Annotated in this window: 20 protein-coding genes; 3 read left to right on the forward strand and 17 right to left on the reverse strand. The window is 64.9% G+C overall.

Annotated elements, in window-relative coordinates:
• Positions 1 to 90: 90 nt before the first annotated feature.
• The 7 genes from BI49514_RS00375 to BI49514_RS00405 form a co-directional block, all read right to left on the reverse strand.
• Positions 91 to 492, reverse strand: a complete 402-nt coding sequence (locus BI49514_RS00375) for a hypothetical protein (protein ID WP_101543356.1) — start codon at positions 490 to 492, stop codon at positions 91 to 93.
• Positions 493 to 861: 369 nt separating this feature from the next.
• Positions 862 to 3492, reverse strand: a complete 2631-nt coding sequence (locus tag BI49514_RS00380) for a GNAT family N-acetyltransferase (protein WP_101543357.1) — start codon at positions 3490 to 3492, stop codon at positions 862 to 864.
• Positions 3489 to 4889 carry a lysine N(6)-hydroxylase/L-ornithine N(5)-oxygenase family protein gene (locus BI49514_RS00385; protein WP_101543359.1) on the reverse strand — a complete coding sequence of 467 codons (1401 nt, stop codon included), beginning with the start codon at positions 4887 to 4889 and terminating at the stop codon, positions 3489 to 3491. The genes BI49514_RS00380 and BI49514_RS00385 overlap by 4 nt, the downstream gene beginning before the upstream one ends.
• Positions 4886 to 6538: a pyridoxal phosphate-dependent decarboxylase family protein gene (locus tag BI49514_RS00390; protein ID WP_338063748.1), complete on the reverse strand. Its 1653-nt coding sequence runs from the start codon at positions 6536 to 6538 to the stop codon at positions 4886 to 4888. The genes BI49514_RS00385 and BI49514_RS00390 overlap by 4 nt, the downstream gene beginning before the upstream one ends.
• Before the next feature lie 500 nt (positions 6539 to 7038).
• Entirely contained in the window at positions 7039 to 8565 is a 1527-nt protein-coding gene (gene guaB / locus BI49514_RS00395) for an IMP dehydrogenase (protein ID WP_101543362.1), read from the reverse strand.
• 125 nt (positions 8566 to 8690) lie between these two features.
• On the reverse strand, positions 8691 to 9353 hold the full coding sequence (locus BI49514_RS00400) for a GntR family transcriptional regulator (protein ID WP_025776861.1): 663 nt from the start codon (positions 9351 to 9353) through the stop codon (positions 8691 to 8693).
• Between the two features lie 9 nt (positions 9354 to 9362).
• Positions 9363 to 10454, reverse strand: a complete 1092-nt coding sequence (locus tag BI49514_RS00405) for a pseudouridine synthase (RefSeq protein ID WP_101543364.1) — start codon at positions 10452 to 10454, stop codon at positions 9363 to 9365.
• Between the two features lie 205 nt (positions 10455 to 10659).
• Between BI49514_RS00405 and BI49514_RS00410 the strand changes: the two genes are divergently transcribed.
• On the forward strand, positions 10660 to 11112 hold the full coding sequence (locus BI49514_RS00410; RefSeq protein ID WP_145996165.1) for a hypothetical protein: 453 nt from the start codon (positions 10660 to 10662) through the stop codon (positions 11110 to 11112).
• A 147-nt stretch (positions 11113 to 11259) separates the two neighbouring features.
• Here BI49514_RS00410 and BI49514_RS00415 read toward each other — a convergent pair whose 3' ends face one another.
• Together BI49514_RS00415 and BI49514_RS00420 are read right to left on the reverse strand one after the other, a co-directional pair.
• Positions 11260 to 12981, reverse strand: a complete 1722-nt coding sequence (locus tag BI49514_RS00415) for an acyl-CoA dehydrogenase family protein (protein WP_101543368.1) — start codon at positions 12979 to 12981, stop codon at positions 11260 to 11262.
• Positions 12978 to 13580: a TetR family transcriptional regulator gene (locus tag BI49514_RS00420; RefSeq protein ID WP_101543370.1), complete on the reverse strand. Its 603-nt coding sequence runs from the start codon at positions 13578 to 13580 to the stop codon at positions 12978 to 12980. The genes BI49514_RS00415 and BI49514_RS00420 overlap by 4 nt, the downstream gene beginning before the upstream one ends.
• A 183-nt stretch (positions 13581 to 13763) precedes the next feature.
• On the opposite strand from BI49514_RS00420, the gene BI49514_RS00425 reads away from it, so the two are divergent.
• Positions 13764 to 15281 carry a class I adenylate-forming enzyme family protein gene (locus BI49514_RS00425; protein WP_101543371.1) on the forward strand — a complete coding sequence of 506 codons (1518 nt, stop codon included), beginning with the start codon at positions 13764 to 13766 and terminating at the stop codon, positions 15279 to 15281.
• A gap of 71 nt (positions 15282 to 15352) precedes the next feature.
• Here BI49514_RS00425 and BI49514_RS00430 read toward each other — a convergent pair whose 3' ends face one another.
• Both BI49514_RS00430 and BI49514_RS00435 read right to left on the reverse strand, forming a co-directional pair.
• Positions 15353 to 16774, reverse strand: coding sequence for an FtsX-like permease family protein (locus tag BI49514_RS00430; RefSeq protein ID WP_101543373.1), 1422 nt, complete (start codon positions 16772 to 16774; stop codon positions 15353 to 15355).
• The gene (locus tag BI49514_RS00435) at positions 16771 to 17547 is read right to left on the reverse strand and encodes an ABC transporter ATP-binding protein (RefSeq protein ID WP_101543375.1); all 777 of its coding nucleotides are present in this window, start codon (positions 17545 to 17547) and stop codon (positions 16771 to 16773) included. Before BI49514_RS00435 ends, BI49514_RS00430 begins: the two co-directional genes overlap by 4 nt.
• 150 nt (positions 17548 to 17697) lie before the next feature.
• On the opposite strand from BI49514_RS00435, the gene BI49514_RS00440 reads away from it, so the two are divergent.
• Complete coding sequence (locus BI49514_RS00440; protein WP_101543377.1) at positions 17698 to 18087, forward strand: SRPBCC family protein; 390 nt, start codon at positions 17698 to 17700, stop codon at positions 18085 to 18087.
• A 295-nt stretch (positions 18088 to 18382) separates the two neighbouring features.
• Here the strand turns inward: BI49514_RS00440 and BI49514_RS00445 are convergent, their stop codons facing one another.
• From BI49514_RS00445 to metG, 6 genes are all read right to left on the reverse strand, one after another.
• Positions 18383 to 19951, reverse strand: coding sequence for a polysaccharide pyruvyl transferase family protein (locus BI49514_RS00445; protein ID WP_145996166.1), 1569 nt, complete (start codon positions 19949 to 19951; stop codon positions 18383 to 18385).
• Between the two features lie 283 nt (positions 19952 to 20234).
• Complete coding sequence (groL, locus tag BI49514_RS00450) at positions 20235 to 21827, reverse strand: chaperonin GroEL (RefSeq protein WP_101543381.1); 1593 nt, start codon at positions 21825 to 21827, stop codon at positions 20235 to 20237.
• Positions 21828 to 21863: 36 nt separating this feature from the next.
• A complete protein-coding gene (gene groES / locus BI49514_RS00455) occupies positions 21864 to 22157 on the reverse strand; it encodes a co-chaperone GroES (protein WP_039209993.1) in 294 nt (97 codons plus the stop codon).
• Positions 22158 to 22508: 351 nt separating this feature from the next.
• Complete coding sequence (locus BI49514_RS00460; protein ID WP_101543383.1) at positions 22509 to 23810, reverse strand: resuscitation-promoting factor; 1302 nt, start codon at positions 23808 to 23810, stop codon at positions 22509 to 22511.
• Between the two features lie 278 nt (positions 23811 to 24088).
• On the reverse strand, positions 24089 to 25060 hold the full coding sequence (locus BI49514_RS00465; RefSeq protein WP_101543385.1) for a TatD family hydrolase: 972 nt from the start codon (positions 25058 to 25060) through the stop codon (positions 24089 to 24091).
• Entirely contained in the window at positions 25060 to 26775 is a 1716-nt protein-coding gene (metG, locus tag BI49514_RS00470) for a methionine--tRNA ligase (protein ID WP_101543387.1), read from the reverse strand. Before metG ends, BI49514_RS00465 begins: the two co-directional genes overlap by 1 nt.
• Positions 26776 to 26851 lie beyond the last annotated feature (76 nt).

Below are 26851 nucleotides of genomic sequence, written 5' to 3' on the forward strand. Positions count from 1 at the left end.
GAACCGGTTCGTGAATCTGCGCATCGACGCACAGGCAACCGTTGGAATGATACTAGCCGCTCGCACGGCGGACTCAGTTGTGCTGGCCTGTCACCTTCCGGTCGCCTTGGATGCGACAAGTTCAGCGATCAGTGTGCCCAATGCCACCAGAACGGCGGCCACCGACAAGAGGCCGAGCATGGGCAACCCGAACATGACGGTGATGATTCCGAGATAGCCCGAGTCATCGGAATACGGAATCGACCAGGCGGCCACGGCTATCGACAGACCGACGACAAGGGCAAGGCCCCCTGTTGACTTTACAGCAACGCTCGCCGCGGATATCTGAGGCGGTGCCGCAATGATGAGCGTGCTGGCGATCAATGCGAAAGCCGCGCACATCGAATGGTGGGAGTTGACGGTTCCGGCCTCGAAATCGGAGCTGTCGAACAGAACATAGGCAGCATAGACGGCACCGCACGAGGCGAGGGCCGCACTCAGTCTGAGCATCATCGTCACCTTCTTGAATGCGCACGAAGTACCGTACTAAAGGACTGTCTAAATGGACTGACCGACGCCGAAGTTGACCGTCAGAATCGGGCTGTTCCTCTGGTTACTCTAAGCGCGTTCTCCCTGTTTCCACAGATGCGAACTGCAACGATCAGGTCTCAATACGCATCGCCGAGGCGGGACCCCTTTTTCGAGTCCCGCCTCGGCGAGTGGCGTGTTCCGCTGCGTCGATTCACCGACAGCACAGCGCAGCGGCGAGCGCACGCACTGGCTCAGTCCTCCTTCACTGAGCGCTCGAGTTACCGTCGCTGTATCAAGTTATGCGGCGAGCGGTCGACGCTGAGGTGAGCGGTCGGCGTGGCCCCCTATGGCTCAGCGCGCCACGGGGTTGGGCATGGTGCCCGCGTAGAGCAGTGATTCGGCTTGGTTTCCAATGTCGACCATCTGCTTCGTGTTCTTCAGCTGCAGCCGGTTGAGGCACGAATGAGCGAAGTGGTCGGCACGCAGATCGACGTCGCCACTGACACCCCGCGCAGCATCCGGGTGCTCCGCTTCGTAGTCGTCGAGGGTCTCGGCGACGATCGCCCAGAACCTCTCGGCCGGCAGCAGTCCATCGGCGTCGAGGATGCCGGACAGGTGCCGCAGGACCCCGTCGAACATATCGGTGAACACCGACAGGGCCTTCTCCTCCCCCGACACCACGGCGCGGATGCGTTCGACATCGGCAGGCAGTTCGCGGTGGCCGAGCACGGCGACCTCCTCACCGATGTCCTTCATGAATGCCCCGGTGACCACATGCTCGTCGAGGACGAGGATGAGGTTCTCCCCGTGCGGCATGAACACGAGATCGTGGGCCAGCAGCGCATGCACGAGTGGTTTCAGGTAGGCCCGCAGGTAGCTGCGCAGCCATGCCGCGGCACTCAGACCCGATGCGCTGATGAGCTCGCCGGCCAGCGACACCCCCTGGTGATCCCGGTGCAGCAGGGCGGCCATGGTGATGAGCTTCTGACCTGGTTCGATCTGCTCGACAGGGTTCTCCCGCCACAGGGCAGCCAGCATCTTCCGGTGTGGGTTCGTCTCCTTCGTCTGGTGGTAGACGTCCCCCGTGTAGCCGAGCGCGGCACGCTCCCGCAGGACTCGGAATCCCGCCTCGGCGAAGGTGGGGTCGGATCCGACCAAGCCAGCGATCCAGTCGTTGATGGACGGGGTGTCGCGCATGTACTTCGGCGACAGCCCGCGCAGGAATCCCATGTTCTGCACGGCAAGCGCAACCTTCACATACGGAGCTCCGGCCCGCGAATGGTTGAAGAACGTGCGCAGGGACTGCTGCGCCTGGTGCTTGTCGAGCCCAACACCTAACGGCAGCAGATCACCGCGAGCGATGTCCGCGGCGAAGGTGATCGCCAGACGGTGGTCGGCCTGCCAGGGATGGATCGGCATGAGGTGGAAGTCAGCAGGATTTTGTCCCGCCGCCCGGATCCGGGACCCGAAGAGATCCCGTTCGGCCTCGCTGAGAGCCTCACCGAGGTGGCTCTCCTCGTCGAGTCCGATGCCCAAGGACAGATGGCTGAGTTCGCGCCTCACTGCCACCCATTCGATGCGGTTGAGCTGTCCGTTCTCCGGTGCCCACTTGCGGAAGTCGCTGAGACCGAAGCCGATGCGACCGTTGTTCGCAAGGAACCCCGGGTGGCCATCGGTCATGGCCGCCTCGGTGGTCTGGAAATCCGCGTCGACGAGTGCCCGTGCATCGGGCCTGCGCCCGGCCCGAGCGTCCTCGAGTTTGAACGCGGCCCCGGCCAGGGTCGAGGCGAGTTCCTCGAGGTAGGTGGAGATGAGGTCCTCGGGAATGGCGAGTTCGTCTTGGAGTTCGACGACGAGTTCCTGCGCGTCGAGCGGAACCTCGGGTCCGTCACGCCACCGGGTGATGCTCGCTTCGTCGATCACCCAGTGTTCGAGCGGCAGCACACGCGCGGTGAATGTGTACCGACTGGCGCCGTCGATGCTCAGTTCCCAGGTCCGGCCCTCGCCATTCGCCGAGGCGACTCCCCCTAACGGATGTGCACTGCCGTTCGCGTCAGCTCCTTCACCCTCACCGAGGCTCACCGGTGCAATGAGTCGTTCGTGGGCGAATTCGGAGAGGGCTTTGGCGACGAGGTGGCGCTGCGCGACGGCGAACGCATCCCCGTTGAGGTGGGCGTACGGTGCCGGCGGGGTTGCGAACGTCCGACCCATGCGTGATGTGGTGGACCTCCGGTCACTGTCCGACTCGCCGGTCTCAGCCACGCGCGACTCCCGGGCTTCGACTGCGACGAACGGAGCCAGCGCGCTGGCCTCGAAATCCGCGCGAGTGCACACACTGACGAGCGCCAGCTTCTCGATCTCGCCCATCATGATGGTCGCCTCGGTGATGGGGGTGAAACCGGCAGCTCGGTTCTTCTCGATGATCGCGTCGTTCCTGGCATCGGGTTCGACGACGACGCGCTCGGCACCGCGTCCTCCCTGGTCAACCGGCTTCAGGCAGAAGTCGATGACCTCAGCCATGATGCGATCGGTGAGGCCGTGCACGGCCGGCCCTGCCGGCGGTGCGACCAGCAGGTGCATCCCGATGTCAGCAGGCTCGGTGGTCAGGACGTTCTGCGGGATGAGGCTGTCGGGAGTGTAGGTCTCGACGTAGAAGCAGTCGGTGCCGTCGACGGAGCCGACCCAACCGGCGTCGTCCGCGGAGTCGCGAATGCCTTCCAAGTAGGCCCGGACCTCGTTCTCGTTTAGGTCGGTCATCATCCAGTAGTGTGCGCGTGGGTGGGTCAGCCACTCGTGGATCCGGGCGGTGTCCCGGTCGACGTCGAGCGGACGGATGGTCACCGTCGCCGAGGCGGCCGGGAGCTTCGCAGGCGAGCTCGGTTCCGTGGTCGTATCGGTGGCGTTCGCACCAACCGCAGAATCGGTCGGGTCGGTTTCGTCCGCCTCGGTGGTGGTGAGGTTGGTGATGAGTTCGGTGGTCATGCGTGTGACATCTCCTTGGAGTCGTCGAGTGCGAAGGCGGCATCGGGAACGGCATCGGATTCGTCGGCCGGCACCCCGAAGGTCTGGAAGGCGATGGTCCGTTCGATCGGATAGGGTTCCCGGCCGGTGACTGCGGCCAGCACCACCGAGGCCCGCCACGGGCCGAAGCCGAGGTCGGGGGCGGTCACGCCGTGGGTGTGCTCTTCGCCGTTGAGGACGTGAATGGTCCCTTCGTCGTTGATCGTGTAGTGGCGGCTGACGTCGAGGCGGCCTCGGGAGTCCAGTCGGATGTCGTCGCCGAGAGGGCTGAGGAAGTCCGGGACCTGCGATTTGTATCCGGTGGCGGCGACCACGGACCCTGATCGCCGATTAAATGCCTTGTCCAGTGCCGTGTGGCGGAATCCGAGCAGGTATTCGCCGCTGATCGGGTCGATCTCGGCGCTCTCGAGTTCGGCTTCGGAGATGAGGTTCGTCAGCAGCTGCCGCCCGCCGCGGCTGAGTCGGTAGAGAGTGTCGTGGATGTCGTCGACGAGGTCGGCGGAGATGCCCTTGTACAGCGTGCGCTGTTCCCGACCGACACGTTCGCGCAGCTCATCGGGCAGGGCCCGGAAGTGGTCGGTGTACTCCGGGGAGGTCATTTCAAGGGTGAGCTTCGTATACTCCATCGGGAAGAACCGCGGCGAGCGGGTCACCCAGTCCAGGCGCACTCCGCGGTCTTCTGCGTCGTCGACGAGGTCACGGTAGATCTCAGCGGCGGACTGGCCGCTGCCGATGATCGTGATCGCCCCCGAGTCGAGCAGCGCTTCCCGGTACTCGAGATAGTCGGCGGTGTGGATGAGCGGGCCGGCAGCGGGCAAGCCGGCGGCTCCTCCCCCGAGCCCCTGCAGCGCAGGTGGCAGCACCGGCTGCGTTCCCACCCCGAGGACGAGATGCCGAGCGCAGTAGGTCTCGGTCGTCAGGATCGAGCCGGAGTCATCGACCACCTCGGCGAGGGCGGTGTACATACCGTCCTCCCTGGTCACGGACACGACGTGGCGATTCCATCGCAGCGTATCCAACTGGGCGGCGACCCACCGGCAGTATTCGTCGAATTCGGCGCGCAGGGGGTAGAAGGATTCGCGGATGTAGAACGGGTAGAGGCGCTTGCGCTCCTTGAGGAAGTTGAGGAACGAGTACGGCGATGTGGGGTCGGCCATGGTGACGAGGTCGGCGAGGAACGGCACCTGGATGGTCGAGCCTTCGATCATCATGCCTGGGTGCCAGCGGAATTCGGGGCGCTGGTCGAGGAAGATCGCGTCGACGTCGTCGAGCGGTTCCGACAGTGCGGCCAGTCCGAGTCCGAAGGGTCCGATGCCGACGCCGAGGATGTCATGGATGGGCGTGGAATCTGCGCTCATGCTGCGCCTCCTTCTGTCGCTGCGTCCTCGAGGTCCCGGCCGGCGAGGATGCCGTGCCCGGTGGCACGGACGAGGTCGAGCACGGCGGTGACGTCGTCGATGCGGGTGTCGGGGTTGAGCAGGGTGAGTTTGAGCCACGGCCTGCCGTCGATGATGGTCCGGGCGATGGCGGCGCGGCCGGCGCGGAAGAGGACTCGACGGATGAGCGGGACGAGTTCGTCGCAGGTGGCCTGGTCCGCGGTCGCCGGGGTGAATCGGAAGAGCACCGTGGACAGGTCCGAGGCGCCGAGCACTTCGAAGTCCGCCTGTTCCTCGAGCAGCGCCCGGACGTCGGTCGCGAGGTCGCAGATGGTGTCGAGCATCGATCCGATCTCGCCTGCCCCACGGGCGCGCAGCGTCGCCCAGAGCTTGAGCGCGTCGAAGCGGCGGGTGGTCTGCAGGGACTTGTCGACCTGGTTCGGTTCGGCGTCGGCTTCTTGCGCTTCGGCTTCGGGGTTGAGGTAGTCGTGGTGGTGGATCGTCGGTGCGAACAGGCTCGCGTCCCTGATGAGCAGGGCCGATGAAGACACGGGCTGGAAGAACGTCTTATGGAAGTCGATGGTCACCGAGGTGGCCCTGGAGACCCCGTCGAGCAGGTGGGCTCGTTGTGGGGCCCAGAGCAGTCCGCCGCCGTATGCGGCGTCGACGTGCAGCCACACGTTCGCTGATTCGCAGATTTCGGCGATGGTCTCGAGCGGGTCGATGACGCCGAGGTCGGTGGTTCCGGCGGTGGCGACGACGGCCATGGCGATCTGGTCGTTCGCCTCGATCGCGAGCAGGCTGGCATTGAGTGCTTCGGCATCCATGCGGCCGGACTGGTCGGTCGGGACGGCCACGACCGCCTCGGCGTCGAGACCGAGGAGGAACGCCGCACGGGACACGGAGAAGTGGGCCTGGTCGGTGGCGAGGATCCGCAGCCGCGACAGCAGGTCCCGGCGGTTGGGCGCGCCCAGGTCAGGGCCGCCTCCGCGAGATTCGGCGTCACCGGTGTCAACGTCTCGCGCCGCCTCGGCGAGCACGTTTTCGCGGGCGAGGAACAGTGCCTGGAGGTTCGACTGGGTGCCTCCGGACGTGAAGATTCCGTCGCCGTCGGCGAAGCCGAGGTGGCCGCAGGTCCAGTCGATGAGGCGGCGTTCCATCAGGGTGGCGACCTCGGATTGGTCGTAGGTGTCGACCGAGGTGTTGATGGCGGCGAGCATCGCTTCGGCGGCGACGGCGGGCACGGCGACGGGGCAGTTGAGGTGGGCGACGTAGCTGGGGTGGTGGAACCACACGGCATTGTCGGCGTAGAGGGCGTCGACTTCGCGCAGGGCCTCGTAGTTGCCGACGCCTGCGGTGTCGAGGTCGACGGCGTCGACGGCGGCCTGGAGTCCGGAGCGATCCTTCGCCGAGGCGGCCAGCTCAGTTGTGCGGAACCGTTCGCCGAGGCTGTCGACGACGTCGTGCATGAGCGATGTGTACTCGTCTGCGCTGTGAGCGCCGAGGAGGGCATCGGTGCGGGCATCACGATCGCTGACGGTGCCAACGGCGTCCGGGTGGGGGATTTCGGGGGTCTGAAGGGGTGCTGAGGTGGGTGTCGCTTCGGTGTCGTAGAGCAGAGAAGTCGTCACTGTGAGGTTTCCTCCTTCGATGATGCGCACCGCGAAGCGCGGCGCGCATTAGGGAAACCTACCCTAAGTTCTTTTGTTTCCGAAGGGTCTCCGGGTGGATTCGTTGACTACGGAAGTAGACCCCTCACTAAGGACGATGCCGCCGCTTCCCAGCGTTCACACGGCAAGGCGACCGTTCGCACTACGGGCGCATCGGCCGGAAAACGAGCGAGTGGCATTCGTCACATCGGGGTGTGTCATCCAGCATCGTGAGACCAAGTGCGTCCCGGTGACCGCGGATTGTTGGGTCGATCCACGGTGGTTTCAGACCGCAGAACACCGTGGATCGACCCAACAATCCGCGCAGGCGCTGCAGAGTCACAGCTTCCCGTTGAACAGCCAGGAATTCGCCCCGGGCCATCAGCCGGCCGCACACGCAAGAAGCCGCAGCTCCCGCGCAAACGCGGAAGCTGCGGCTTCTCACTGACCAGAGGCATCGCAGCCAGAGGTGCCTGCCTAAGTCACTTCACGACGTAGTTCGGGGCCTCGACGGTCATCTGGATATCGTGCGGGTGGCTTTCCTTCAGCCCTGCCGTGGTCAGGCGGACGAACTTGCCCTTGGCCTTGAGCTCACCGACGGTGCGTGCGCCGACGTAGAACATCGTCTGGCGCAGGCCTCCGGTGAGCTGGTGCGCGACCTGCTTGAGGTGACCGCGGTAAGCGACTCGGCCTTCGATGCCCTCGGGGATGAGGTCGGTGTCGGTGGCGATATCGGCCTGGAAATAGCGGTCCTTCGAATACGACTTGCCCTTGCGCGGCGCCATCGCACCCAGTGAGCCCATTCCGCGGTAGGCCTTGTACTGCTTGCCGTTGACGAAGATGAGTTCGCCCGGCGACTCGTTGCATCCGGCCAGCAGGGAGCCGAGCATGACGGTGTCAGCACCGGCGACCAGGGCCTTGCCGATGTCACCGGAGTACTGGAGTCCACCGTCGGCGATGACCGGCACCCCGGCGGCCTGAGCGGCCTGAGCAGCGAGGTGGACGGCAGTGACCTGCGGGACGCCGACACCGGCGACGACGCGGGTGGTGCAGATCGATCCGGGTCCTACGCCGACCTTGACGGCGTCGACTCCTGCCTCGACGAGCGCCTGCGCGCCTTCCTTCGTAGCGACGTTTCCGCCGATGATCTGCACGGCGGAGAACGCCGGGTCGGACTTGATCTTCTTGATCATGTCGGTGACTCCGCGGGCGTGGCCGTTGGCGGTGTCGACGACGAGGACGTCGGCGCCCGCCTCGGCGAGCATTCCTGCGCGCTCATAGGCGTCGCCGTAGAACCCGACGGCGGCACCGACGCGCAGGCGGCCTTCGTCGTCCTTGGTGGCCAGCGGGTATTCCTCGGTCTTGACGAAGTCCTTGACGGTGATGAGGCCCTGGATGACGTTGTTGTCATCGACGAGGGGCAGCTTCTCGACCTTGTGTTCGGCGAGCAGCTCGAAGGCCTTCTCGGCAGCCACGCCGACAGGCGCGGTGACCAGCGGCATCTTCGTCATCGTCTCGGCGACGGTGCGTGTGGGAAATTCGCTGCGGGTGACGAAGCGCAGGTCGCGGTTGGTCACGATGCCGACGAGCACATTGTTCTCATCGACGACGGGCAGTCCGGAGATGCGGTACTTTCCGCAGATCTCATCGAGCTCTTCCAGAGTCTTGTCGGCAGTGATCGTCAGCGGGTCGTTGATCATGCCCGATTCGGAGCGCTTGACGTAGTCGACCTGCTTCGCCTGATCCTCGGCGGAGAGGTTGCGATGGATGATGCCGAGGCCGCCGATGCGGGCCATGGCGATCGCCATCCGGGATTCGGTCACGGTGTCCATCGCTGCGGAGACGAGCGGGATGTTGAGCTCGATCTCCTTGGTCAGCCGGGAGGCGGTGGAGGCTTCGGAGGGGATGACATCGGTGTCGCCTGGCAGGAGGAGGACATCGTCATACGTGAGTCCCGTCAGCGAGAACGGATCGTTTGCGGCCTGTGATTCCTGCTCAGGGTTTCCCATGAAGACAGCCTTTCGACGCGAAGATACGGTGGCTCAATGCTATCGGAGCGAGAGAGTCGACCGCTATGGGTCCAAGCACCGGGCACTGTGAGACTGGCTACACAGGAATTGCCGTCGGGTTCGCCCTAGCGCCCCTCCCCCACTGACCGTGCAAGGTCGAGGGTCGAGGCTTCGGAGTCGTCGAGGTGGATGCGCAGCAGTCCTTCGGCTCCCTGCCGGTCCCCGGATTTCATCTTCTCGAGGATGTCCCGGTGCGGGTTCGCCCAGTGCGAGTGGTACTTGCCGGGTTCGGGCGAGCGCGAGAACGTCGTCGACAGCCGGGCCATCAGGTTGAGGTAGAACTCGTCGAGCAGCGGTGAACCGAGGAGGCCGACGATCGCGCGGTGGAACGACGCCGAGTGTTCCTGTGCGTCGGCCCACGTTTCGTTCTTCGGTGCGGTTTCGGCCCGGACGACGGAGGCTTCCACGGCGGCCATCGCCTCGTCGGTGGCATCCTGAGATTCCTGGACAGCGCGGATCTCGAAGACCCGACGGGCCCGGTAGAGGTCCTTGAGCTCGTCGATGCCGAAAGTGGAGACGAAGAAGCCCCGGTTGGGTTCCTGAGTGAGCAGCCCGGCGTGACGCAGCAGGCTCAGCGATTCGCGGGCGGTGTTGCGCGAAACGTTGAACTCCTTGGCCAAGGCACCATCACGGACCGGGCTTCCTGCCGGGTATTCACCGTCGGTGATGCGGGTGCGGACAAGGGCGACGATGGCCTCTGATGTGCATCCGGGGGCGTGTGGACTCATAACACCAGGCTACCGGGTTTCGCCTGGGTCGGAGCTGACCGCAGCAGGATCGAGTTCGAGTCCGCTCTCGAACCGTCGGCTCAGCCCCGTCAGCGGATCATCGAACGCGATCTCAGCGGCCAACAGCTGCAGCGGTGATGAGAAGTCGTAGGGGTCCGGGGCGAGGTCGACCGGATAGACCGGATCACCGAGGATGGGCAGCCCGAGCGCGTTCATGTGCACCCGCAGCTGGTGCGTCTTGCCCGTGACCGGGCTCAACTCGTATTCGGCAACTGCGTCCATTCGCCGAGGCGGTCCTTCGTCCCCGTCTCCCGCCCATTCGGACGGTGCACTGTCAGTTCCCCTTCGCCGAGGTGGCCCAGCTCCATCCGTATCCACTCGAGTCCCGCTGGGGCTGAGTCCCCGTGCTCCGATGGTGCGCACGAGGCGGATCCGACTGACCGCGTTCGGCTCCCCTGCGGCTTCGAGGACCTGCCGGCCGCCCACAGGTTTGACCAGGCGCGATTCGCGGACGAGTGGGAATTCGAGCTCCGGCGGCGGGGCCGGCGCCAGGGCACGGTAGGTTTTGCTGACTCGTCGGTCTTGGAACAGGCGCTGGTAGCGGCCGCGTGTCTCGGGCCGTTTCGACAGGACCAACAGTCCGGCGGTGATCCGGTCGAGGCGGTGGATGGCGACGAGGTCGGGCTGGCCGAGGTCGACGCGCAGACGGGTGACGACGCATTCGCGCACGAATCGCCCGTTCGGGGTGCTGGCGAGAAAATGAGGTTTGTCGACGACGATCAGGTCCTCGTCCTCGAACACGATCCCGACCTCGAACGGGATCCGCTCTTCGGGTGGGACCGGACGGTGGAAGAAGTAGAACCCGCCGGGAATGACCGGATCGTCCCAGGTCACCGGGAGCCCCGCCTCGTCGCGCATGTCCCCATCTGTCAGCAGCGCCCGTCGGGAGTCGGGGGCTGCCTCGGGGAATTCGGATTCGAGCCACTGACCGATCGAATCGGGAACGGGCAGGTGATTCTTCGCATGGGTGGCCTTGCCGCCGGGGGCGCGAAGCGCGGTCGCCGAGATTCCTTCTCGGGGCGGGAGCGGACTGCGCGGCATGGGGCCAAGTCTAAGCGGCAGGCTCCCGCAACCGTGCAGCCGATCCCACAATTCCGGAGGCAGGATCCGGAATCGTCGTCGCGGTCGCGAATGCAGTGGCGCGGAACCGCACGAAGTCTGCCGAATACCGCAGATCGGCCCCGGTTTCCGCAAAACTCCGAGACACCTTCGAATTCCCGACGAATCGGGGCCTATGGTGGGACACATGGACCGCATCGAACTCACGCAGGAAGTCCTCTGCGAGAAGGTCGTCACGCCGATTGTCCTCGGCATGTTCGCCAACTACGAGTGGGACAGCATCGCGTTGCTTCGCGACAGCGACGACGAAAGGCGGCTCATCGCGCGGATCGTCGTCGCCGGGGAGGCCATTGAAGTCCTCCTCGATTTCCCCGGAAATGATGAGAGCCTCTATGACATGCAGGAGCGGCTGGTCGAGGAATTCCGGGCGTTCATCGAAGCCTCCGAGTTCGGGGCCCGCCGCACTCCGGAGTGGGAGGCCGATTCGTTCGCTCTCGAAAACAAACCGGCTGTCGTCACCCGCACTCCCCGTCCGGACTTCGACGGCCCGCCGGACTGGGTTCAGCGCCGCCTGCGCAACCGCGGCCGGGTCATGCGCGTCGACCGCCGCCGGTGCGTCTCCGCGCACCGCCGCGACTGAACTCCTGCCTCGACGCCTGCGGGCGTTTCAGTTTCACCCGCGCTTGAGTCCCGCACCCTCTGCAGCCCAGTTCGCGTTGAATAGCCCATGTTAGAAACTGGGCTAATCAACTCAAACTGGGCTGTTCGCCAATGTTACCGCCGACTCTCACGCCCGGTTGATGAGGAAGTCGATGTCGACTCCGTCCGGCAGGGCGCCGTATTCGCGGCCCCGGTCGGCACCGAGTCGGGCCGCGGCAAAACTGGCCGCCACCTCGTCCGGGGCGGATTCGAACAGGATCGCCGCCTGCATGAGCAGCGCCATCTTCTCCACGAGAGCTCGGCCTCTGGCCTGCAGCGACGCCTGTGCTGCCGCATCCCCGGAGCCCAGATCCTGCGCCGCGTGCTGCAATGACCGGGCCAGCGACTCGTAAGCCGCGTCGAAATCAGCGTGTTTGCCCAAACCGGTCTCGAGGAAGCCGAGGAACGTCTTCGCACTCCGCGGCTCGCGAGCCAAGGCGCGCAGCACGTCGAGGACGATGACGTTGCCTGAGCCTTCCCACACCGCCATCACCGGCTGCTCCCGGTAGCGGCGGGCCAACGGGAAGGACTCTGTGTAGCCGTTGCCGCCGAGGCATTCGAGCGCCTCGTAGGCATGTTCGGGGCCGCGTTTGCAGATCCAATACTTGCCGACGGCCGTCGCCAGGCGGCGGAAGTCGGCCGCCTCGGCGCTGTCGTCATCATAGGCCGCGGCTAGGTGCAGCGCGGTGAAGGTGGCTGCCTCCGCCTCCAGTTGGAGGTCGGCGATGACGGCGCGCATGAGCGGCTGGTCGATGAGCTTGGCGCCGAAGGCCGCGCGCCCACGGGCGTGCCAGACCGCCTCGGCGACGCACTGGCGCATCCCCGCCGTCGAACCGAGGACGCAGTCGAGTCGAGTCTGAGCCACCATTTCGATGATCGTGCGCACCCCCTTGCCGGCCTGCCCGAGCAGCCACCCCTGGGTGGCGTCGAACTCGACTTCAGAGGAGGCGTTGGATCTGTTTCCCAGCTTGTCCTTGAGCCGCTGGATGCGCACCGAATTGAGGCCACCGCCGGGCAGCACACGGGGTACGACGAAGCAGCTCGGCCCCTCATCGAGTTGGGCGATGACGAGGAATGCGTCCGACTGCGGAGCCGAACAGAACCACTTGTGGCCGGTGATGAGGTAGTGGTCTCCGGACGGGACCGCAGCGGTGGTGTTCGCGCGGATGTCCGATCCGCCCTGTTTCTCCGTCATGGCCATACCGAACGTCGCTGCGGACTTCGTCGCCGGGTCGACCCTCCGCGGATCGTACCCGGCGGCGGTGGCACGCGGCACCCAGAAATCGGCGAGAGCGGAATCGACGCGCAGGGACGGCACGACCGCGTGCGTCATCGACACGGGGCAGGCATGGCCGGGTTCGATCTGGGAGAAGAGCATGAACCGCGCGGCACGCTCGACGTTGGCTCCCGGCCCGGGATGAGTCCAGGCATACGAGTGCGCCTCCGCGTCGAGTGCATCGCCGATGATCCGGTGGTAAGCCGGGTGGAATTCGATCTCGTCGACGCGATTGCCCCAGTCGTCGTGGGTCCGCAGCACCGGCCCGTGGACGTTGACCAAGCGTGCGTCGTTGATGAAATCGGCGCTGCCGACGAGCGCCCCGATGCGCTCAAGCTCATCGCGCGAGGCACCCGGCGCATAGTGGGCGAGCGCGTCTTTCAGGGCCGTATTCAGCGAGAACTCGTTGATATCTCGCCGAGGCGGCGCTTGGTTGAACACGGTATGCGTCGTCCGTGGGGTGGAGGGTTCCGACGTGGGTTCTGCGGAACGTGTGACTGCAGTGTTCGCGGTGGTGTCGGGCGTGGTGGTCATGGTTCTCCTAAAGCGGATCGGGTGAACGTGGTCAGTGCCCTGATGAGAGTCTCGATCTCCGTCGGGCTCGGATTCGGGGCCGCCGGGTCGAGGATGTCGACGAGGTTCTCTCCGACGCTTCCGACGATCGAACGGGCGACCACCTCGGCGGGGATCTGCGTGCCGCCCGCCCGGTCCAGGGCTGCCCCGATGGCGGCGACATATCCGCGGCGCAGCCGCAGTCGTTCGCTCTGCACAGGCTCGGGAACCTCTTCGAGCAGCAGCGCGTGGGCGAGCCTGCGGCCGGCCACGGCGCGGCGAACGAAGACCTCGACAGTCGATTCGGCGATCTGCGAGGCCGTGGCCGCCTCGGCGACGGTACCGGCGATGACCTCCAGCTCGTGGCCTGCCGCCTGCGCGAAGACCAGCCGCAGCAGCTCGTCTCGGCTGCTGAAGTACGTGTAGATCGACCCGGCACTGCAATCGGCCTCGACGGCAACCGCGGCCACACTCGCCGAGGCGAATCCTCCGCGGGCAATGACATGTCGAGTGGCGCGTTCGATGCCGGCCCGACGCGCCTCGGCATTGGCCCGAGTGCGCTGGGTTTCGCGATACGCCATCCTCACCTCGGATCGTCAGAAGGTCTGTCACCGACAGATGACCACCGAAGGGACACCAGCGGCGGACGGTCCCGGAAGTCATCGGCTTCTTCCACGTTTCATCACTGTGGTGACGTCGCTTCCACAAAGAAATGAATCGTGGTTCAATTGTTCTCAGTATGACACTCGTCACAAGGAGAAGCAATGAAGCTCGGAACCATGCTCGACACCACCGTCCTGCGGAACCCGGACAAGGAAGCCCTGGTCTATGAGGATCAGCGCTTCACCTACGCCGAGCTGCGGCACCGGGCGCTCAAGGCGGCGCAGGTGCTCAGCGACAACGGAATCCGGCCCGGCGACGCCGTGGGCATCATGACGGTGAATGTCCCGGGGTTCGTCTTCGGAGCTTTCGGCGCGTGGTACCTCGGTGCGACCGTCGTACCGGTCAATCACAAGTTCCAGCCCCCAGAGGTCAAGTACACGCTCGAGCATTCGGGAGCGAAGCTCGGCATCGTCAGCACCGAGCTCGCCGAAGTCGCGCGGGCCGGGGCACCGGACATCACCTGGCTGGAGACAGAACCCAGCGCCCCGGGCAGCTTCGATGTCCAGCTCGATGCCGCGACCGAGGCCGACCCCGGGGACTTCACCGATGAACAGGTCGCGCAGATCCTCTACACCTCCGGCACGACGAGCTCGCCGAAGGGATGCGTGCATTCGCACCGCAATATCTTCCAAGTCGGCACTCTCATCAACCTCAACATGGATTACCGCGACGACGACCGGTACCTCATCTGCATGCCGATCTGGCATTCGGCGCCGCTGAACATCGCCCTCATCCCCACCATCCAGATGGGTGGAACGGTCGTCCTCCAGCGGGCGTACCACCCGGTGGACTCGATGCAGATCATCGCGGCGGAACAGATCACGACGTTCTTCGGACCCACCGTCGCCTATGTCGCGCCGATCATGACCGCGAAGAAGCTCGGCCTCGACTTCGCCGACTATGACTTCTCATCCATCCGGCGGTGGAACTACGGCGGCGCCCCGATCGACCGCTCGACGGCCGCCATGCTCGTCGAGGCCTACGGCACGAACCAGTTCTACAACCTCTTCGGAATGTCCGAGATGGGTCCGACCGGATGTCTTCTCGGACCTGAGGACCAGCTCCGCAAGGCCGGGTCCGTCGGCAGGCATGCCATGGTCGGCAACGCCATGCGCGTGGTCACGGCCGACGGTGCCGAGGCAGGTCCCGGGGAGACCGGCGAGATCTGGTTCGCCGGTGACACCCGGATGCGCGAATACCTCCGCAATCCCCAAGCCACCGAGGCGGCCTTCGAGGGCGAGTGGTACAAGACCGGTGATCTCGCCCGGCTCGACGAGGACGGGTATCTCTATATCGTCGACCGCTCGAAGGACGTCATCATCGTCGGCGGCGAGAATGTATTCTCCCTCGAGGTCGAGGAGGCCGTCATCACTCACGAGCGGGTCGCCGACGTCGCGGTGGTGGCGAAGCCGGATCCGCAGTGGGGCGAGCAGGTCGTCGCCTTCATCACGACCACCGATGGTGAGGACTTCGGTGTCGAAGAGCTGCGCGACCACCTGGCCGACAAGCTCGCCCGCTACAAGCTGCCGCGCGAAGTACTGACCGTCGATGAACTGCCGCGCAACCCCTCAGGCAAGCTGCTCAAGCACAAGCTGCGCAGCGAGGTGGCTGCCGGCTGAGCGGCACCCCTCCGGTCCCGCCTCGGCGAGGCGATCCGCCAGGCTGCGGAACCGTCCTCGGTTCCCGGACCTCACACAGCTTCGAGCGCCTCGACGGGACTGATCGAGGTGGCCGCGCGGGCGGGTTCGCGGCTGGCGACGAATACGGCGATGAGGGTGCAGACGATGACGGCGATGACGACTATCCAGGGCACGCTCGGTGCGAAGAGGCCGAGCAGGGGCGAGAGCAGGGTCAGTGCGCCGACCCACCCGAAGCCGATGCCCAACGGGACGGCGACCGCGCAGGCGGTCAGGCTCAGCTGCAAGCCTTCAGCGGTGATCATCCGACGCACGCGCTTCGGGGTCTGGCCGAGCGCCATGAGCAGCCCGATCTCCTGAGTGCGCTGACGCACGGAGAGCATGAGTGTGTGCGCGACGCCGATGATGGCGATGATCACGGAGAAGAGGATGAGGGTCAGCGCGAACAGCATCGACTTGTCGATGACGGTGGCCAGCGCGTCCTCGAGGCCGCCCCACCCTTCCTCGCCGAGCGACCTGGCATACCGCAGCAGCTGATCGCGGAAGGTCGTCATGGCGGTAGCGAACATGACGATGAGCGTGATGCCGATGACGAGTCCGATGACCGTGCGCGCGTTCCGAGTGGGATGGCGGGCGATCGTCGAGGCGGCCAACCGGGACACCGCGGTGCGCCCGCACAGCCAGCCCATCGCCGACTGCAGGGGCGGCAGGATCCACGGATGGCCGATGATGACGCCGAGGAATGTCAGGCTCGAGCCGAATGCGGTGAGCACCACGCTGATCACGCTGACCCGATGATCGGCGGCCCCGATCACGGAATTGACGAGGAACGTCAGCCCCATGGACAGCAGAATCAGCGAGGCGGTGAGTCCGCCGAGTGAGGCCCGGGCATCCTCGGGCCGGAGCTCCACCGCCTGCGAGGTCGCCTCGATCGGTGAGATTCCGGTGATGCGGCGCGCACCCAGGTACGCCGACAGCCAGGTCACGATGATGGTGGCGAGCGCGGGAACGGCCATGGTCGGGGTGAGGAGGGCGACCTCCTCGGTGATGGCGTTGCCGAGGTAGTTCTGTGCCACACACGCCAGTCCGGTCGATGCCGCGAAGGCGAGCACCGCGGCGGGGACGGAGATGATCAGTCCCTCCACCGAGGCGGCCCTGCGCAGCCGTTTCGACGACGCACCGATGAGGCGCAGCAGAGCCAGCTGGCGGCTGCGACCGGCGATGATGATCGAGAACGTGTTCGCGATGACGATCGCGGAGACGAAGAGGGCGATGAGGAAGAAGGTGACACCGATCATCGAGAGGAAGTTCTGCGCGGTCTCGGACTCGGCGATGATCTTCTCTGACGACAGCCATGCCGTGAGAATCGCGATGCCCTGCATGATTGCGGTGCCGAAGAGGGCGGCGATGAAGACGACGAGGACGCTGGGGAAGAACTGCCGCGGGTTTGTCCTGATTTCGCGCAGCGGGTTCATCGGCTCACCGCAGTGTCGGCGCGTTCGTCGATGTCGAGCATGGTCGAGGCGATCGCTTCGGCGGTGATGGTGTCGTTCAGTTCCGTCACCGGGGTGCCGTCAGCGATGAAGACGACGCGGTCGGCGTGGGCGGCGACGATCGGGTCGTGGGTGACGAGCACGATCGATTGGCCGAAGTCGCGGACGGCCTCGACCATGATCGCCATGACTTCGCGGCCGGACTTCGCATCAAGATTGCCGGTCGGTTCGTCGGCGAAGAGGATATCGGGGCGGGTTGCGAGCGCCCGGGCGATGGCAGTGCGCTGCTGCTGGCCGCCGGAGAGTTCGTTGGGGTGGTGTTTGAGTCGGTCTTCCAACCCCAGGCGGTGAACGACCGTGGAGATCCAGGCACGCTCGTCGGCACCCGGCCGACGATCGTCGAGTTCGAAGGGCAGCCGGATGTTCTCCTTGACGGTGAGCGTGGGCACGAGGTTGAACGCTTGGAAGACGAACCCGATCCGGCGCCGGCGCAGGGCGGTGAGGTCGTCGTCGCGCAGCTTCGTGATCTCCTGTTCGCCGAGGTGGACCGTGCCCGATGTGGGTCGGTCCAGTCCGGCGAGGACGTGCATGAGTGTTGACTTCCCGGATCCCGAGGGCCCCATCACCGCGGTCAGCTTGGCCGGTGCGATGTCGAGGCTGACCCCGCTGAGAGCCGTGACCGCTGCCCCTTTCGGATCGAAGACCTTCGAAACGTCGCGAAGTCGGGCGATGGGCATCGTCGGGCCGGTGGTCATAGATTCCCCATGCGTCGGTGCAAGCTGTCATTTCCAGACTAACGAGGATCAGCGCTCAGAAACATGAAAAGCGACTGGCCAGTAGGTGTGAGCGAGCTGTGTACAGCGGGTGCTCTGGCCGCACGGCTTCTCTTGTGGTCCACTTGCGAGATGACGAATCCGGCTCTCCCCCTATCGAGGTCCATCGACGCCTCCCCCGCCGAGGTGGCCGCCTTAGCCCGCGATCCCGCGAACCTTCCGGCCTGGGCCGCAGGACTGAGCAACGGAATCCGCGAGGCGGGCGGTCACTGGATCACGGATTCCCCGATGGGTGAGGTCGAAGTCCGCTTCGGCCCGCACACGGAGCTGGGCATCCTCGATCACGATGTGATCTTCCCCGACGGCACGATCGTGCACAATCCCCTGCGGATACTCGCCAACGGCACCGGCGCCGAGGTGGTCTCCACTCTCTATCCCATGCCCGGTGTCGACGACGTCGAGTTCGACCGCGATGCCGACTTGGTTCGAGCCGACCTCGCCCCCTGCGCACTCAACTCGTGAGCGACCGCGCCTGAACATGCCCCCGCCTTCGCACTCGGCTCGAGAGCGACCGCGCTTGAACACGCCCCGCCTGAGCGCCCATCGTCCAGGCCTCGCGCGCGTGCACCAAGCCGACAACACCGACACAGCCCATGCCCGAGCACGCCCTAGACGGCACCAAGCGCGCAACCACGATTGGGTCACAGTGGCTTCAGGCTTTTTGTACACCTGTCTCTGAATTGCTCAGGTACTTCAGTGTGCATTTCAGAGCAGGGTGTGTCGAAAGTGGGATCCTGCGCGCAAGAGGCCCTTGAGCCTACCTGCGCGCGGAACGCAGCCGGCGATATGCGCGGCGGGCGAAGTCTGCAGACTGTCGGCTCGCACTCTCGACACGTCGCGCTGTTCGGACGGCAGGCTCTGCCTCGCGCCGCTCATCACGTCGGCGTGCCTCGTCGCGTTCGGTGCGTACGCGCTGCAGCTGCGACTTCACCGCCTGCACCTCTTCATTCAACCGTGCCGCCTTCCGGTCCTTGAGCGCCATCACCAGCCCATAGTTCTGGACGGCGTTGAGACGTTCGCGGACAACGCCGATGTTGTCGACGTAAGGGTTGTCGATCACATCGGCGTGAAAGAAGCCGGGTGCTTCGGACTCCGCCGCTCCGGGAGTGTCGCCCAGCGTCTTCGCCACGACGAAGTCCCACCACTCCCGATGCTCGGCGCGGCGCTTCTGCGACTGCGAACGCAGTCGGTTCGTGAGCTCGCCTCGGTCCTCCACCGCGCCGACCGCAGTTGCCACAATGTCGTCGACCGAATCGAGCGGCAGCACGTAGTCCTCCATACCGACGTTCTCCGCGGCTCCGCGCATGCGGATGGACGAATAGAGGTTGGGGGCCAACGAGATGAAGGGAACGCCCGCAGCTCCGGCGAAGATCGCCGCGTGGTACCGGGTCCCGACGACCAGTTGGGCCTGCTCTGTCAGGGCGATGAGCTCTCGTGCGGTGAGCATCCGGGTGGGAACGACCTCAGCATGGCCGCTGGCCCGAGCGATCTTCAGGTCGGTGAGCTGATCTCTCGTCTCCGGCGCTGGTGGCAGTGCCCCGCCGTGCGGCACAAGCAGCACCCGCAGGCCGGTATCCTCGGCGAGCCGACGGGTGAGTTCCGCCAGTCGTGCGTGATAGTCGTCATCGCTGAGCATCGGGGTCGAGGCCTTCTCGGCGAAGCTCGCCAGGATGAACGGATGCTCGGACAGATCCGATACGGTAAACCGGTCCTCGTCGCGCGCTGTCAATGAGAACGCGTCGTCGACCTGACGACGCACCGTGGCCGAACCTCGTCCGAGGTCGTCAACGAGGTGAGTCGTGTAGCTCTCTCGAGTTCCGACGAACTCCGCTTCGGCGAGGAGGTCGTGAACGATGTCCCGATCTTCGTCGTAGATGAGCGGGCCCAGCGTCTGACTGGTCAACGCATACGGTTTGCCGAGGGCGCGAGCGATCTTCGCCAGGGTCGCACGCTCATAGATGTGATGGGCGAACATCGAGTTAAGGTTGCCACCACCCGCAATGAGGACAGCATCGGACTCCCGGACTGCCTCAATGACGTCAATCGCTGGGTCGTCTGCCTTGAGCGCTTCCCGATCTCCACCGACATAGTCGAGTACTTTCGCCATCCGTGAGGCATTCGGACGCCGGTCGCGCTTGAACCCGATACGCTTGACAGCGTCGGCACCGTACATATCGATCGCGTGCTCAGGTTCACCGGCAATGAGCGTGATGGCGATGTCCGAACGGGCACGGAGCGCATCGATGGCCAGTTCGGTCATGGCCTCATCGCCGAGATGGTAGAACCGGCTCCAGCCTACGTCGCCGATCATCGTAATTCTCTTCATGGATCCCTTGTTCACGTCATGCACTGCAGAACTTCAATCGAATGTTCCGATCACTATAACGACAGCGATGCGTTCGCTCGTGAACAGCACCTGTCTCCGAGGTGAATACGTTCGCGTTCAAGCCGACGCCGAGGTCAGGCTCGGATACAGCCACTCAGAATGCGTTGAAAAAGCGGCGGCCGCCTCGGTGAGGGTGAATACGCCGATGAATACAACAGTGGCCCGGAACGTGATGTTCCGGGCCACTGTCGTGGTCAGAGATGACTCAGTCCGAGCGAATGGCTCAGTCCTCGTCCTCGTCTTCCTTCTTCTCGACGACCAGGGTCTCGGTGGTGAGAACCAGGGCGGCGATCGAAGCGGCGTTGCGCAGCGCCGAACGGGTGACCTTGACGGGGTCGATGATTCCGGCGCCGATGAGGTCGCCGTATTCGTCGATGGCGGCGTTGTAGCCCTGGCCGGACTCGAGGTCCTGGACCTTGGCGACGACGACGTAGCCGTCCTGGCCCGCGTTGGCGGCGATCCAGCGCAGCGGCTGGACGACTCCGCGCTTGACGATCTCGGCACCGGTGAGTGCGTCACCGGACAGTCCGAGGTCGTTGCCGTCGAGGACCTTCGCAGCGTGGATCAGAGCCGATCCACCGCCGGCGACGACACCCTCTTCGATGGCGGCTCGAGTAGCGGACACGGCGTCTTCGACGCGGTGCTTGCGCTCCTTGAGCTCCACCTCGGTGGCGGCGCCGACCTTGATGACGGCGACTCCGCCGGAGAGCTTGGCCAAGCGCTCCTGCAGCTTCTCGCGGTCCCAATCGGAATCGGTATTTTCGACCTCGGCGCGGATCTGAGCGACACGACCGGCAACAGCATCGTCGGCACCGGCACCATCGATGATGGTGGTGTTGTCCTTGGTGACGGTGATGGTGCGGGCGTTGCCGAGCTCTTCCAGGGTGACCTGGTCGAGCTTCATGCCCATGTCCGGGGTGACGACCTGGCCACCGGTGAGGACGGCGAGGTCCTCGAGGATGGCCTTGCGGCGGTCACCGAAGCCGGGAGCCTTGACGGCGGCGACGTTGATGATTCCGCGCAGCTTGTTGACGACCAGGGTCGACAGAGCTTCTCCCTCGATGTCCTCGGCGATGATGAACAGCGGCTTGCCGGCCTGCTGCACCTTCTCGAGGACGGGCAGGAGCTCCTGGATGTTGGAGATCTTGCCCTGGTTGATAAGGATGAGCGCGTCAGAGAGCACAGCCTCCTGGCGATCGGCATCGGTCACGAAGTGCGGCGACAGGAAGCCCTTGTCGAACTGCATTCCTTCGGTGATCTCGAGTTCGACGGACGCGGCCTGCGACTCGTCGATCGTGATGACGCCGTCCTTGCCCACCTTGTCGAAGGCATCGGCGATGAGCTTGCCGATCTCAGGCGACTGAGCCGACAGACCGGCGACGTGTGCGATCTCCGAGGAGTCGGCCACGTCGCGGGCGATCGTGCCCAGCTGCTGCGAGACAGCCTCGACGGCGGTCTCGATGCCGCGCTTCAGCTGTCCGGGAGCGGCACCTGCTGCAACGTTGCGCAGTCCTTCGTTGACGAAGGCCTGAGCGAGGACGGTCGCGGTGGTGGTTCCGTCACCGGCGATGTCGTTGGTCTTGGTGGCGACTTCCTTGGCCAGCTGTGCGCCGAGGTTCTCGTAAGGGTCGTCGACCTCGACCTCACGAGCGATGGTCACACCGTCGTTCGTGATCGTGGGAGCGCCCCACTTCTTGTCGAGCACGACGTTGCGGCCCTTGGGTCCCAGCGTCACCTTGACGGTGTCGGCCAGGGTGTTGACACCCTTTTCGAGTGCACGACGAGCTTCGTCGTTGAATTCCAGAGTCTTAGGCATTCGTCCTCCTGTCAGTGACGTAGTTGTTCAGGGGATTCAGCCGATGACGGCGAGCACGTCGCGAGCCGAAAGCACGAGGAACTCTTCGCCTGCGTACTTGACTTCGGTGCCTCCGTACTTGGAGTAGATGACCTTGTCGCCGACGGCGACGTCGACCGGCACGCGGTTTCCGTTGTCAGCAACGCGGCCCGGGCCCACTGCGACAACTTCGCCTTCCTGAGGCTTTTCCTTGGCGGTTTCGGGAATGACCAGACCACTGGCGGTGGTCTGTTCTGCTTCGACCTGACGGATGACAATCCGATCTTCGAGTGGCTTGATGGAGACCGACATATCGGGCCCTCTCCCTTCGCTGGGTTCTATTTCATCGAGTCAGACGGCGGCTTATGCCATGAACCTCTCGTCGTCGCGGGTGCCGAGCGATTCGACCGTCTCATGAAACTGGCACTCAATGAGTGCTAGTGCTAATTCTGACTCTAGAACGCTCTTAGCACTCGGTCAACTTGAGTGCCAGCAATTCGTCATGCTCTGGGCGAAAGTTCAGATTGGGCCCCGCGCAGAGGTGGTGCCAGTGCCGAAAAGCGTGGGCCCCGAGGATCTCTCCTCGGGGCCCACGCTCCTTGCTGACCGCCTCAGCTCAGTTGTCGATATCTGTTGTCAATGACGGCCAGAGTTTTTCGTCAATCAGGCGCAGGCCCACTGTCCCCAGCCGGCTGCGGCCTGGAGCTTCTTGGCACGCTCGAACTGCTCCCGCGGGCTGGCGTCAACCGGGTTGCCGCTGCCGCCCATGGACTGCCAGGTCTGGAGCTTGAACTGGAACAGACCGAAGTGTGCGTTGTTCGACTTGTTGACCGCACGGGGGTTGAATTCCGACTCGCACTTGGCGACCTGGTACCACTTGGATCCGGGCCCACCGAGCATGGCCTTGATCTCCGCGGTGCTCATGTCGCCGCCGCCGGAACCGGATCCGCCGCCGGTGCTCGAGTCACCGGAGTCACCCGAACCGGAGTCGCCCGAACCGGAGTCGCCCGAACCGGAGTCGCCCGAACCGGAGTCACCGGAATCGCCCGAACCGGAATCGCCCGAACCGGAATCACCGGAGGCACCCGAGTCGGAGCCGCCGGTGTCGGCCGGCGCTTCCTTCTTCTTGGTGCCCTGGATGACGACCTTGGCCTTGGGTTCGGAGACGACTTTCTCGTCCTTCTTCTCTTTCTTGACCTCTTCGCCGTTGATCGTCTTGACCTTGTAGGTGACCTGCTTCTCGCCGTCCTTGCCTTCGGTCTCGACCTTGGTCTCGCCCTCGTAGAGGGAGCCGGACTTCTTGGTCTCGACCTTGGCCTTGATGGCCTGCTTGTCCTTGACGGTGTCGTTCTTCACACGGTTGACGGTCAGCACCTGACCGTCGGAGACTTCTGCGGACATCGGCACGGACAGGAAGTCGTCTTTGTCGAGCTTGACGCCCGTGTCCTTGAGAGCTTCCTTCGCGGTGCCCACGGCGGCAGAGACCTTGTGGTCCTTGCCATCGGCAACGACGGTGAGGTCTTTCGACGTGGTCACCTCGATGTCATTGCCCTTGTCCTTCAGACGCTGGCTGGCCTTCGCGTTGAGGTCGGCGCCCTTCGCGTCGACACCGAGGTCGGCCAGAGCCTGACCCACGGTGTTCGCGTTGGTCCATTCGTTCGTCTCTTTGCCATCGACGGACAGCGCAACCTTCTTCGCCGTGTTGACGGTGATCGTCATGTCACGGTCGACCTTGGTGCCCACACCGGGCTTGACCTGGTCGCGCTTATCGACATCGATTTCGTGGCTGTCGAGGATGTCCCCGACCGTTCCACCGAAGGTTCGGATCTCTTCGGCCTGTCCGTTGACCTCCAAGGTCACGGGCTTGTTCATGGTCACAACCGCGCCCGTGCCACCGACGAGTCCGGTGATCACGACCGCCTGTGCAGCGATCTGAACCTTGCGGTTCTTCAGAAAATCAATCACAAAAATATCCCTGAGCAGAGTTTATTGACCCGTTCACTGTAACCGATTCGTTACACGGTTCGCAAAATATCACGGAAATGTAACGGTGTGAGTTTCCTGAGGGCGTGTCTGACCTGGAGTTCCCCATGTTTTAGGGGCATTCCCGACCGCGATATTTCCTCGCCGAGGCGGCGCACCGATTCGTTACCTCGCTCACTGAGCCTGAGGCTCGGGCCAGCCCGACGGTCGCTGTGCGACACGCGCCAACGGTCGGCTGCCTCATCGATCGGCTGGAGTTCTCAGTCCCAGCTGCCGAGAGCTTGCTCCGCGTTGGTCCACACGGCAGCACAGAGATCCTCTTCGCTCATCCCGCGCACCTCGGCGAGTTTCCGCGCCGTGATCGCCGTGAGGTAGGGACCTCCCGGCTTCCCGCGATGCGGGTGCGGGGTGAGGAACGGTGCGTCGGTCTCCGTCAGCAGCAACTCCAGCGGAGCCGCCGCCGCGGCCCGCCGCAGCTCATCGGCGTTCTTGAACGTGAGGTTGCCGGCGAACGACATGTAGTAGCCTTCCGCGGCACACTCGCGGGCCATCGCCTCGTCACCGGAGTAGCAGTGGAAGATCGTAACCTCCGGGGCGCCTTCCTCTTTGAGGATGCGCAGCACATCGGCGTGTGCCTCCCGGTCGTGGATCTGCAGGGCGCGTCCGGTGCGCTTGGCGATCTCGATATGGGCACGGAAGGAGCGCTGCTGCTCAGCGACGCCCTCCTCAGCTGTGCGGAAGTAATCGAGACCGGTCTCCCCCACCACACGCATGCGCTCATGCGAGCTCACGAGCGATTCGATCTCGGTCAGGGCGTCGTCGAGCAGGCCGCGTTCGGCCAGCCGCGGTGCCTCGTTCGGGTGCAGGGCGGCTCCGCCGATCATCCACGTCCGCCCCTCGGCGGGAGGAATGGGCACGGTGCGGGGGTCGGCCGCCTCGGCGGGGGTGCCTGAATATTGGGAGGCCACGAGCTCCGTCGTCCACCGGGCGGCCGGAAGGTCGCAGCCGATCTGGACGATGCGACGGATCCCCGCCTCGGCGGCGGTGTCATGGAAGAAATCCAGCGTCGGGAACTCTTCGTCCGACTCCGGGGTCACCTCGGGCTCGGGTTCGCCGGCGCCGAGCGGCAGCCGCACACCCGTGCAGATGTCTAGGTGGGTGTGGGTGTCGACGATGGGGTGAGCGAGCGGATCGGGCACCGGTGGATAGGTTCCGGCGGCGCGCGAGGCCATTATTCGGTCTCCTCCACGAACTTCGGGAACACGGGTTCGGGCTTCGGCAGGGGTGTGCCCGGCTCGAGCGGGAACCCGACGGCCGCGAACGACCGGTGATCCGCCTCGGCGGCGGCGATGCCATCGGCAGCGGCCTCGGCGACGTTCGGTGCCAGGGCGGCCGAAGCATAGGCGGCACCGGCGGCGACGCCGATGCCCGCACCCGCGGACACGGCACCCATCGCCTCGGCGCCGGATCCGGAATCGACGGCGGTCGGCAAGACCTTCGCCCCGGCCTCACCGCTGCCTTCGGGCACACCGAGGAGGTCGAGGATCTTGCCCGCGGAATCGGGCATGACCGGCTGGATGAGGATGGAGATGATGCGCACGACCTCGATCGTCACCCACAGCACGGTGGCCATGCGGTCGGGGTCGGTCTTCTTCAGCTTCCACGGCTCCTGAGCGGAGAAGTAGCGGTTGGCCTCGGACAGCACCTTCCAGCAAGCCTCGACGTAGAGGTGGAGAGCCTGGGTGTCGACGTGGCGTCGGGCGGTGTCGGGCACGGCGCGGGCGAGGGCGAGGAGTTTCTCGTCCGCCTCGGTGAGCTCGCCCGGCTGCGGGACCTGGGCGTCGCAGTTCTTCTGGATCATCGACAGCGAGCGCTGGGCGAGGTTGCCGTATTCGTTGGCGAGGTCGGAGTTCTTCCGAGTGATGATCGAGTCCTTCGTGTACGAGCCGTCGTGGCCGTAGGAGAACTCGCGGAAGAGGAAGAAGCGCAGAGTGTCCAGGCCGAAGGCATCAACGAGGTCGAGGGGGTCGACGACGTTGCCGACGGACTTCGACATCTTCTCACCGGAGTTGAAGAGGAAGCCGTGGGCGTGGACGCGCTTGGGCAACTCGATACCGGCACTCATGAGGAACGCGGGCCAGTAGACCGAGTGGAAGCGGATGATGTCCTTGCCGATGATATGGACGTCCGCGGGCCACCACTTCGCGAACTTCTCCTCGTCGTCGGGGTAACCGGCGGCGGTGATGTAGTTCGTCAGAGCGTCGATCCACACGTACATCACGTGCTTCTCGTTGCCGGGCACTGGCACACCCCAGTCGAAGGTCGTGCGGGAGACCGAGAGGTCCTTGAGCCCGGAGGCGACGAACGAGGCGATCTCGTTGCGGCGGGAGTCGGGGCCGATGAACTCGGGGTGGTTCTTGTACAGCTCGAGCAGCTTGTCCTGGTACTTCGAGAGGCGGAAGAAGTAGGACTCCTCTTCGGTCCAGGTCACCTCGGTGCGGGTCTCCTTGGACAGGCGCACGCCGTCGACGACCTCGGTCTCGTCGTCGGTGTAGAAGGCCTCATCGCGCACGGAGTACCAGCCGGAGTACGTGTCGAGGTAGATGTCGCCGGCCTCTTCGAGCTTGCGCCAGATGGCCTGCGAGGCTGCGTAGTGGTCTTCGTCGGTGGTGCGGATGAACCGGTCGAAGGTCGAGCCGAGGGCGAGTTGGGTGTCGCGGAAGTTCTTCGCGTTGTCGTCGGCGAGCTCCTTGGGCGTGATGCCGAGCTTGTTCGCCGCCTGCAGCATCTTCAGTCCGTGCTCGTCCGTGCCGGTGCAGAAGAAGACCTCGTGATTGTCCAGTCGCTTGAACCGGGCGATCGTGTCGGCCGCAATGTACTCATAGGCATGCCCGATGTGAATGGCCCCGTTGGGGTAGGCAATCGCTGTCGTCAAGTAGTAACCCATAGGGAACTCAGTCTAAGGGACGCGGCGCGACGGGCGCGCATGGGCTGGTGAGGGTGGACTTGCCGAGGATTCGTGA

It is taken from the genome of Brevibacterium iodinum ATCC 49514, assembly GCF_900169265.1.
Lineage (GTDB): Bacteria > Actinomycetota > Actinomycetes > Actinomycetales > Brevibacteriaceae > Brevibacterium > Brevibacterium iodinum.

Bases quoted from the DNA above. Each gene is read 5' to 3' on its own strand.
- BI49514_RS00385 (WP_101543359.1), bottom strand. From the start codon at position 4,889: ATGAGCGCAGATTCCACGCCCATCCATGACATCCTCGGCGTCGGCATC.
- BI49514_RS00435 (WP_101543375.1), bottom strand. From the start codon at position 17,547: ATGACCACCGGCCCGACGATGCCCATCGCCCGACTTCGCGACGTTTCG.
- groL (WP_101543381.1), bottom strand. From the start codon at position 21,827: ATGCCTAAGACTCTGGAATTCAACGACGAAGCTCGTCGTGCACTCGAA.
- metG (WP_101543387.1), bottom strand. From the start codon at position 26,775: ATGGGTTACTACTTGACGACAGCGATTGCCTACCCCAACGGGGCCATT.
- BI49514_RS00380 (WP_101543357.1), bottom strand. From the start codon at position 3,492: ATGACCACCGAACTCATCACCAACCTCACCACCACCGAGGCGGACGAA.
- BI49514_RS00425 (WP_101543371.1), top strand. From the start codon at position 13,764: ATGAAGCTCGGAACCATGCTCGACACCACCGTCCTGCGGAACCCGGAC.
- BI49514_RS00430 (WP_101543373.1), bottom strand. From the start codon at position 16,774: ATGAACCCGCTGCGCGAAATCAGGACAAACCCGCGGCAGTTCTTCCCC.
- BI49514_RS00465 (WP_101543385.1), bottom strand. From the start codon at position 25,060: ATGGCCTCGCGCGCCGCCGGAACCTATCCACCGGTGCCCGATCCGCTC.
- BI49514_RS00410 (WP_145996165.1), top strand. From the start codon at position 10,660: ATGGACCGCATCGAACTCACGCAGGAAGTCCTCTGCGAGAAGGTCGTC.
- BI49514_RS00440 (WP_101543377.1), top strand. From the start codon at position 17,698: ATGACGAATCCGGCTCTCCCCCTATCGAGGTCCATCGACGCCTCCCCC.
- groES (WP_039209993.1), bottom strand. From the start codon at position 22,157: ATGTCGGTCTCCATCAAGCCACTCGAAGATCGGATTGTCATCCGTCAG.
- BI49514_RS00445 (WP_145996166.1), bottom strand. From the start codon at position 19,951: ATGAAGAGAATTACGATGATCGGCGACGTAGGCTGGAGCCGGTTCTAC.
- BI49514_RS00400 (WP_025776861.1), bottom strand. From the start codon at position 9,353: ATGAGTCCACACGCCCCCGGATGCACATCAGAGGCCATCGTCGCCCTT.
- BI49514_RS00420 (WP_101543370.1), bottom strand. From the start codon at position 13,580: ATGGCGTATCGCGAAACCCAGCGCACTCGGGCCAATGCCGAGGCGCGT.
- BI49514_RS00405 (WP_101543364.1), bottom strand. From the start codon at position 10,454: ATGCCGCGCAGTCCGCTCCCGCCCCGAGAAGGAATCTCGGCGACCGCG.
- BI49514_RS00375 (WP_101543356.1), bottom strand. From the start codon at position 492: ATGATGCTCAGACTGAGTGCGGCCCTCGCCTCGTGCGGTGCCGTCTAT.
- guaB (WP_101543362.1), bottom strand. From the start codon at position 8,565: ATGGGAAACCCTGAGCAGGAATCACAGGCCGCAAACGATCCGTTCTCG.
- BI49514_RS00415 (WP_101543368.1), bottom strand. From the start codon at position 12,981: ATGACCACCACGCCCGACACCACCGCGAACACTGCAGTCACACGTTCC.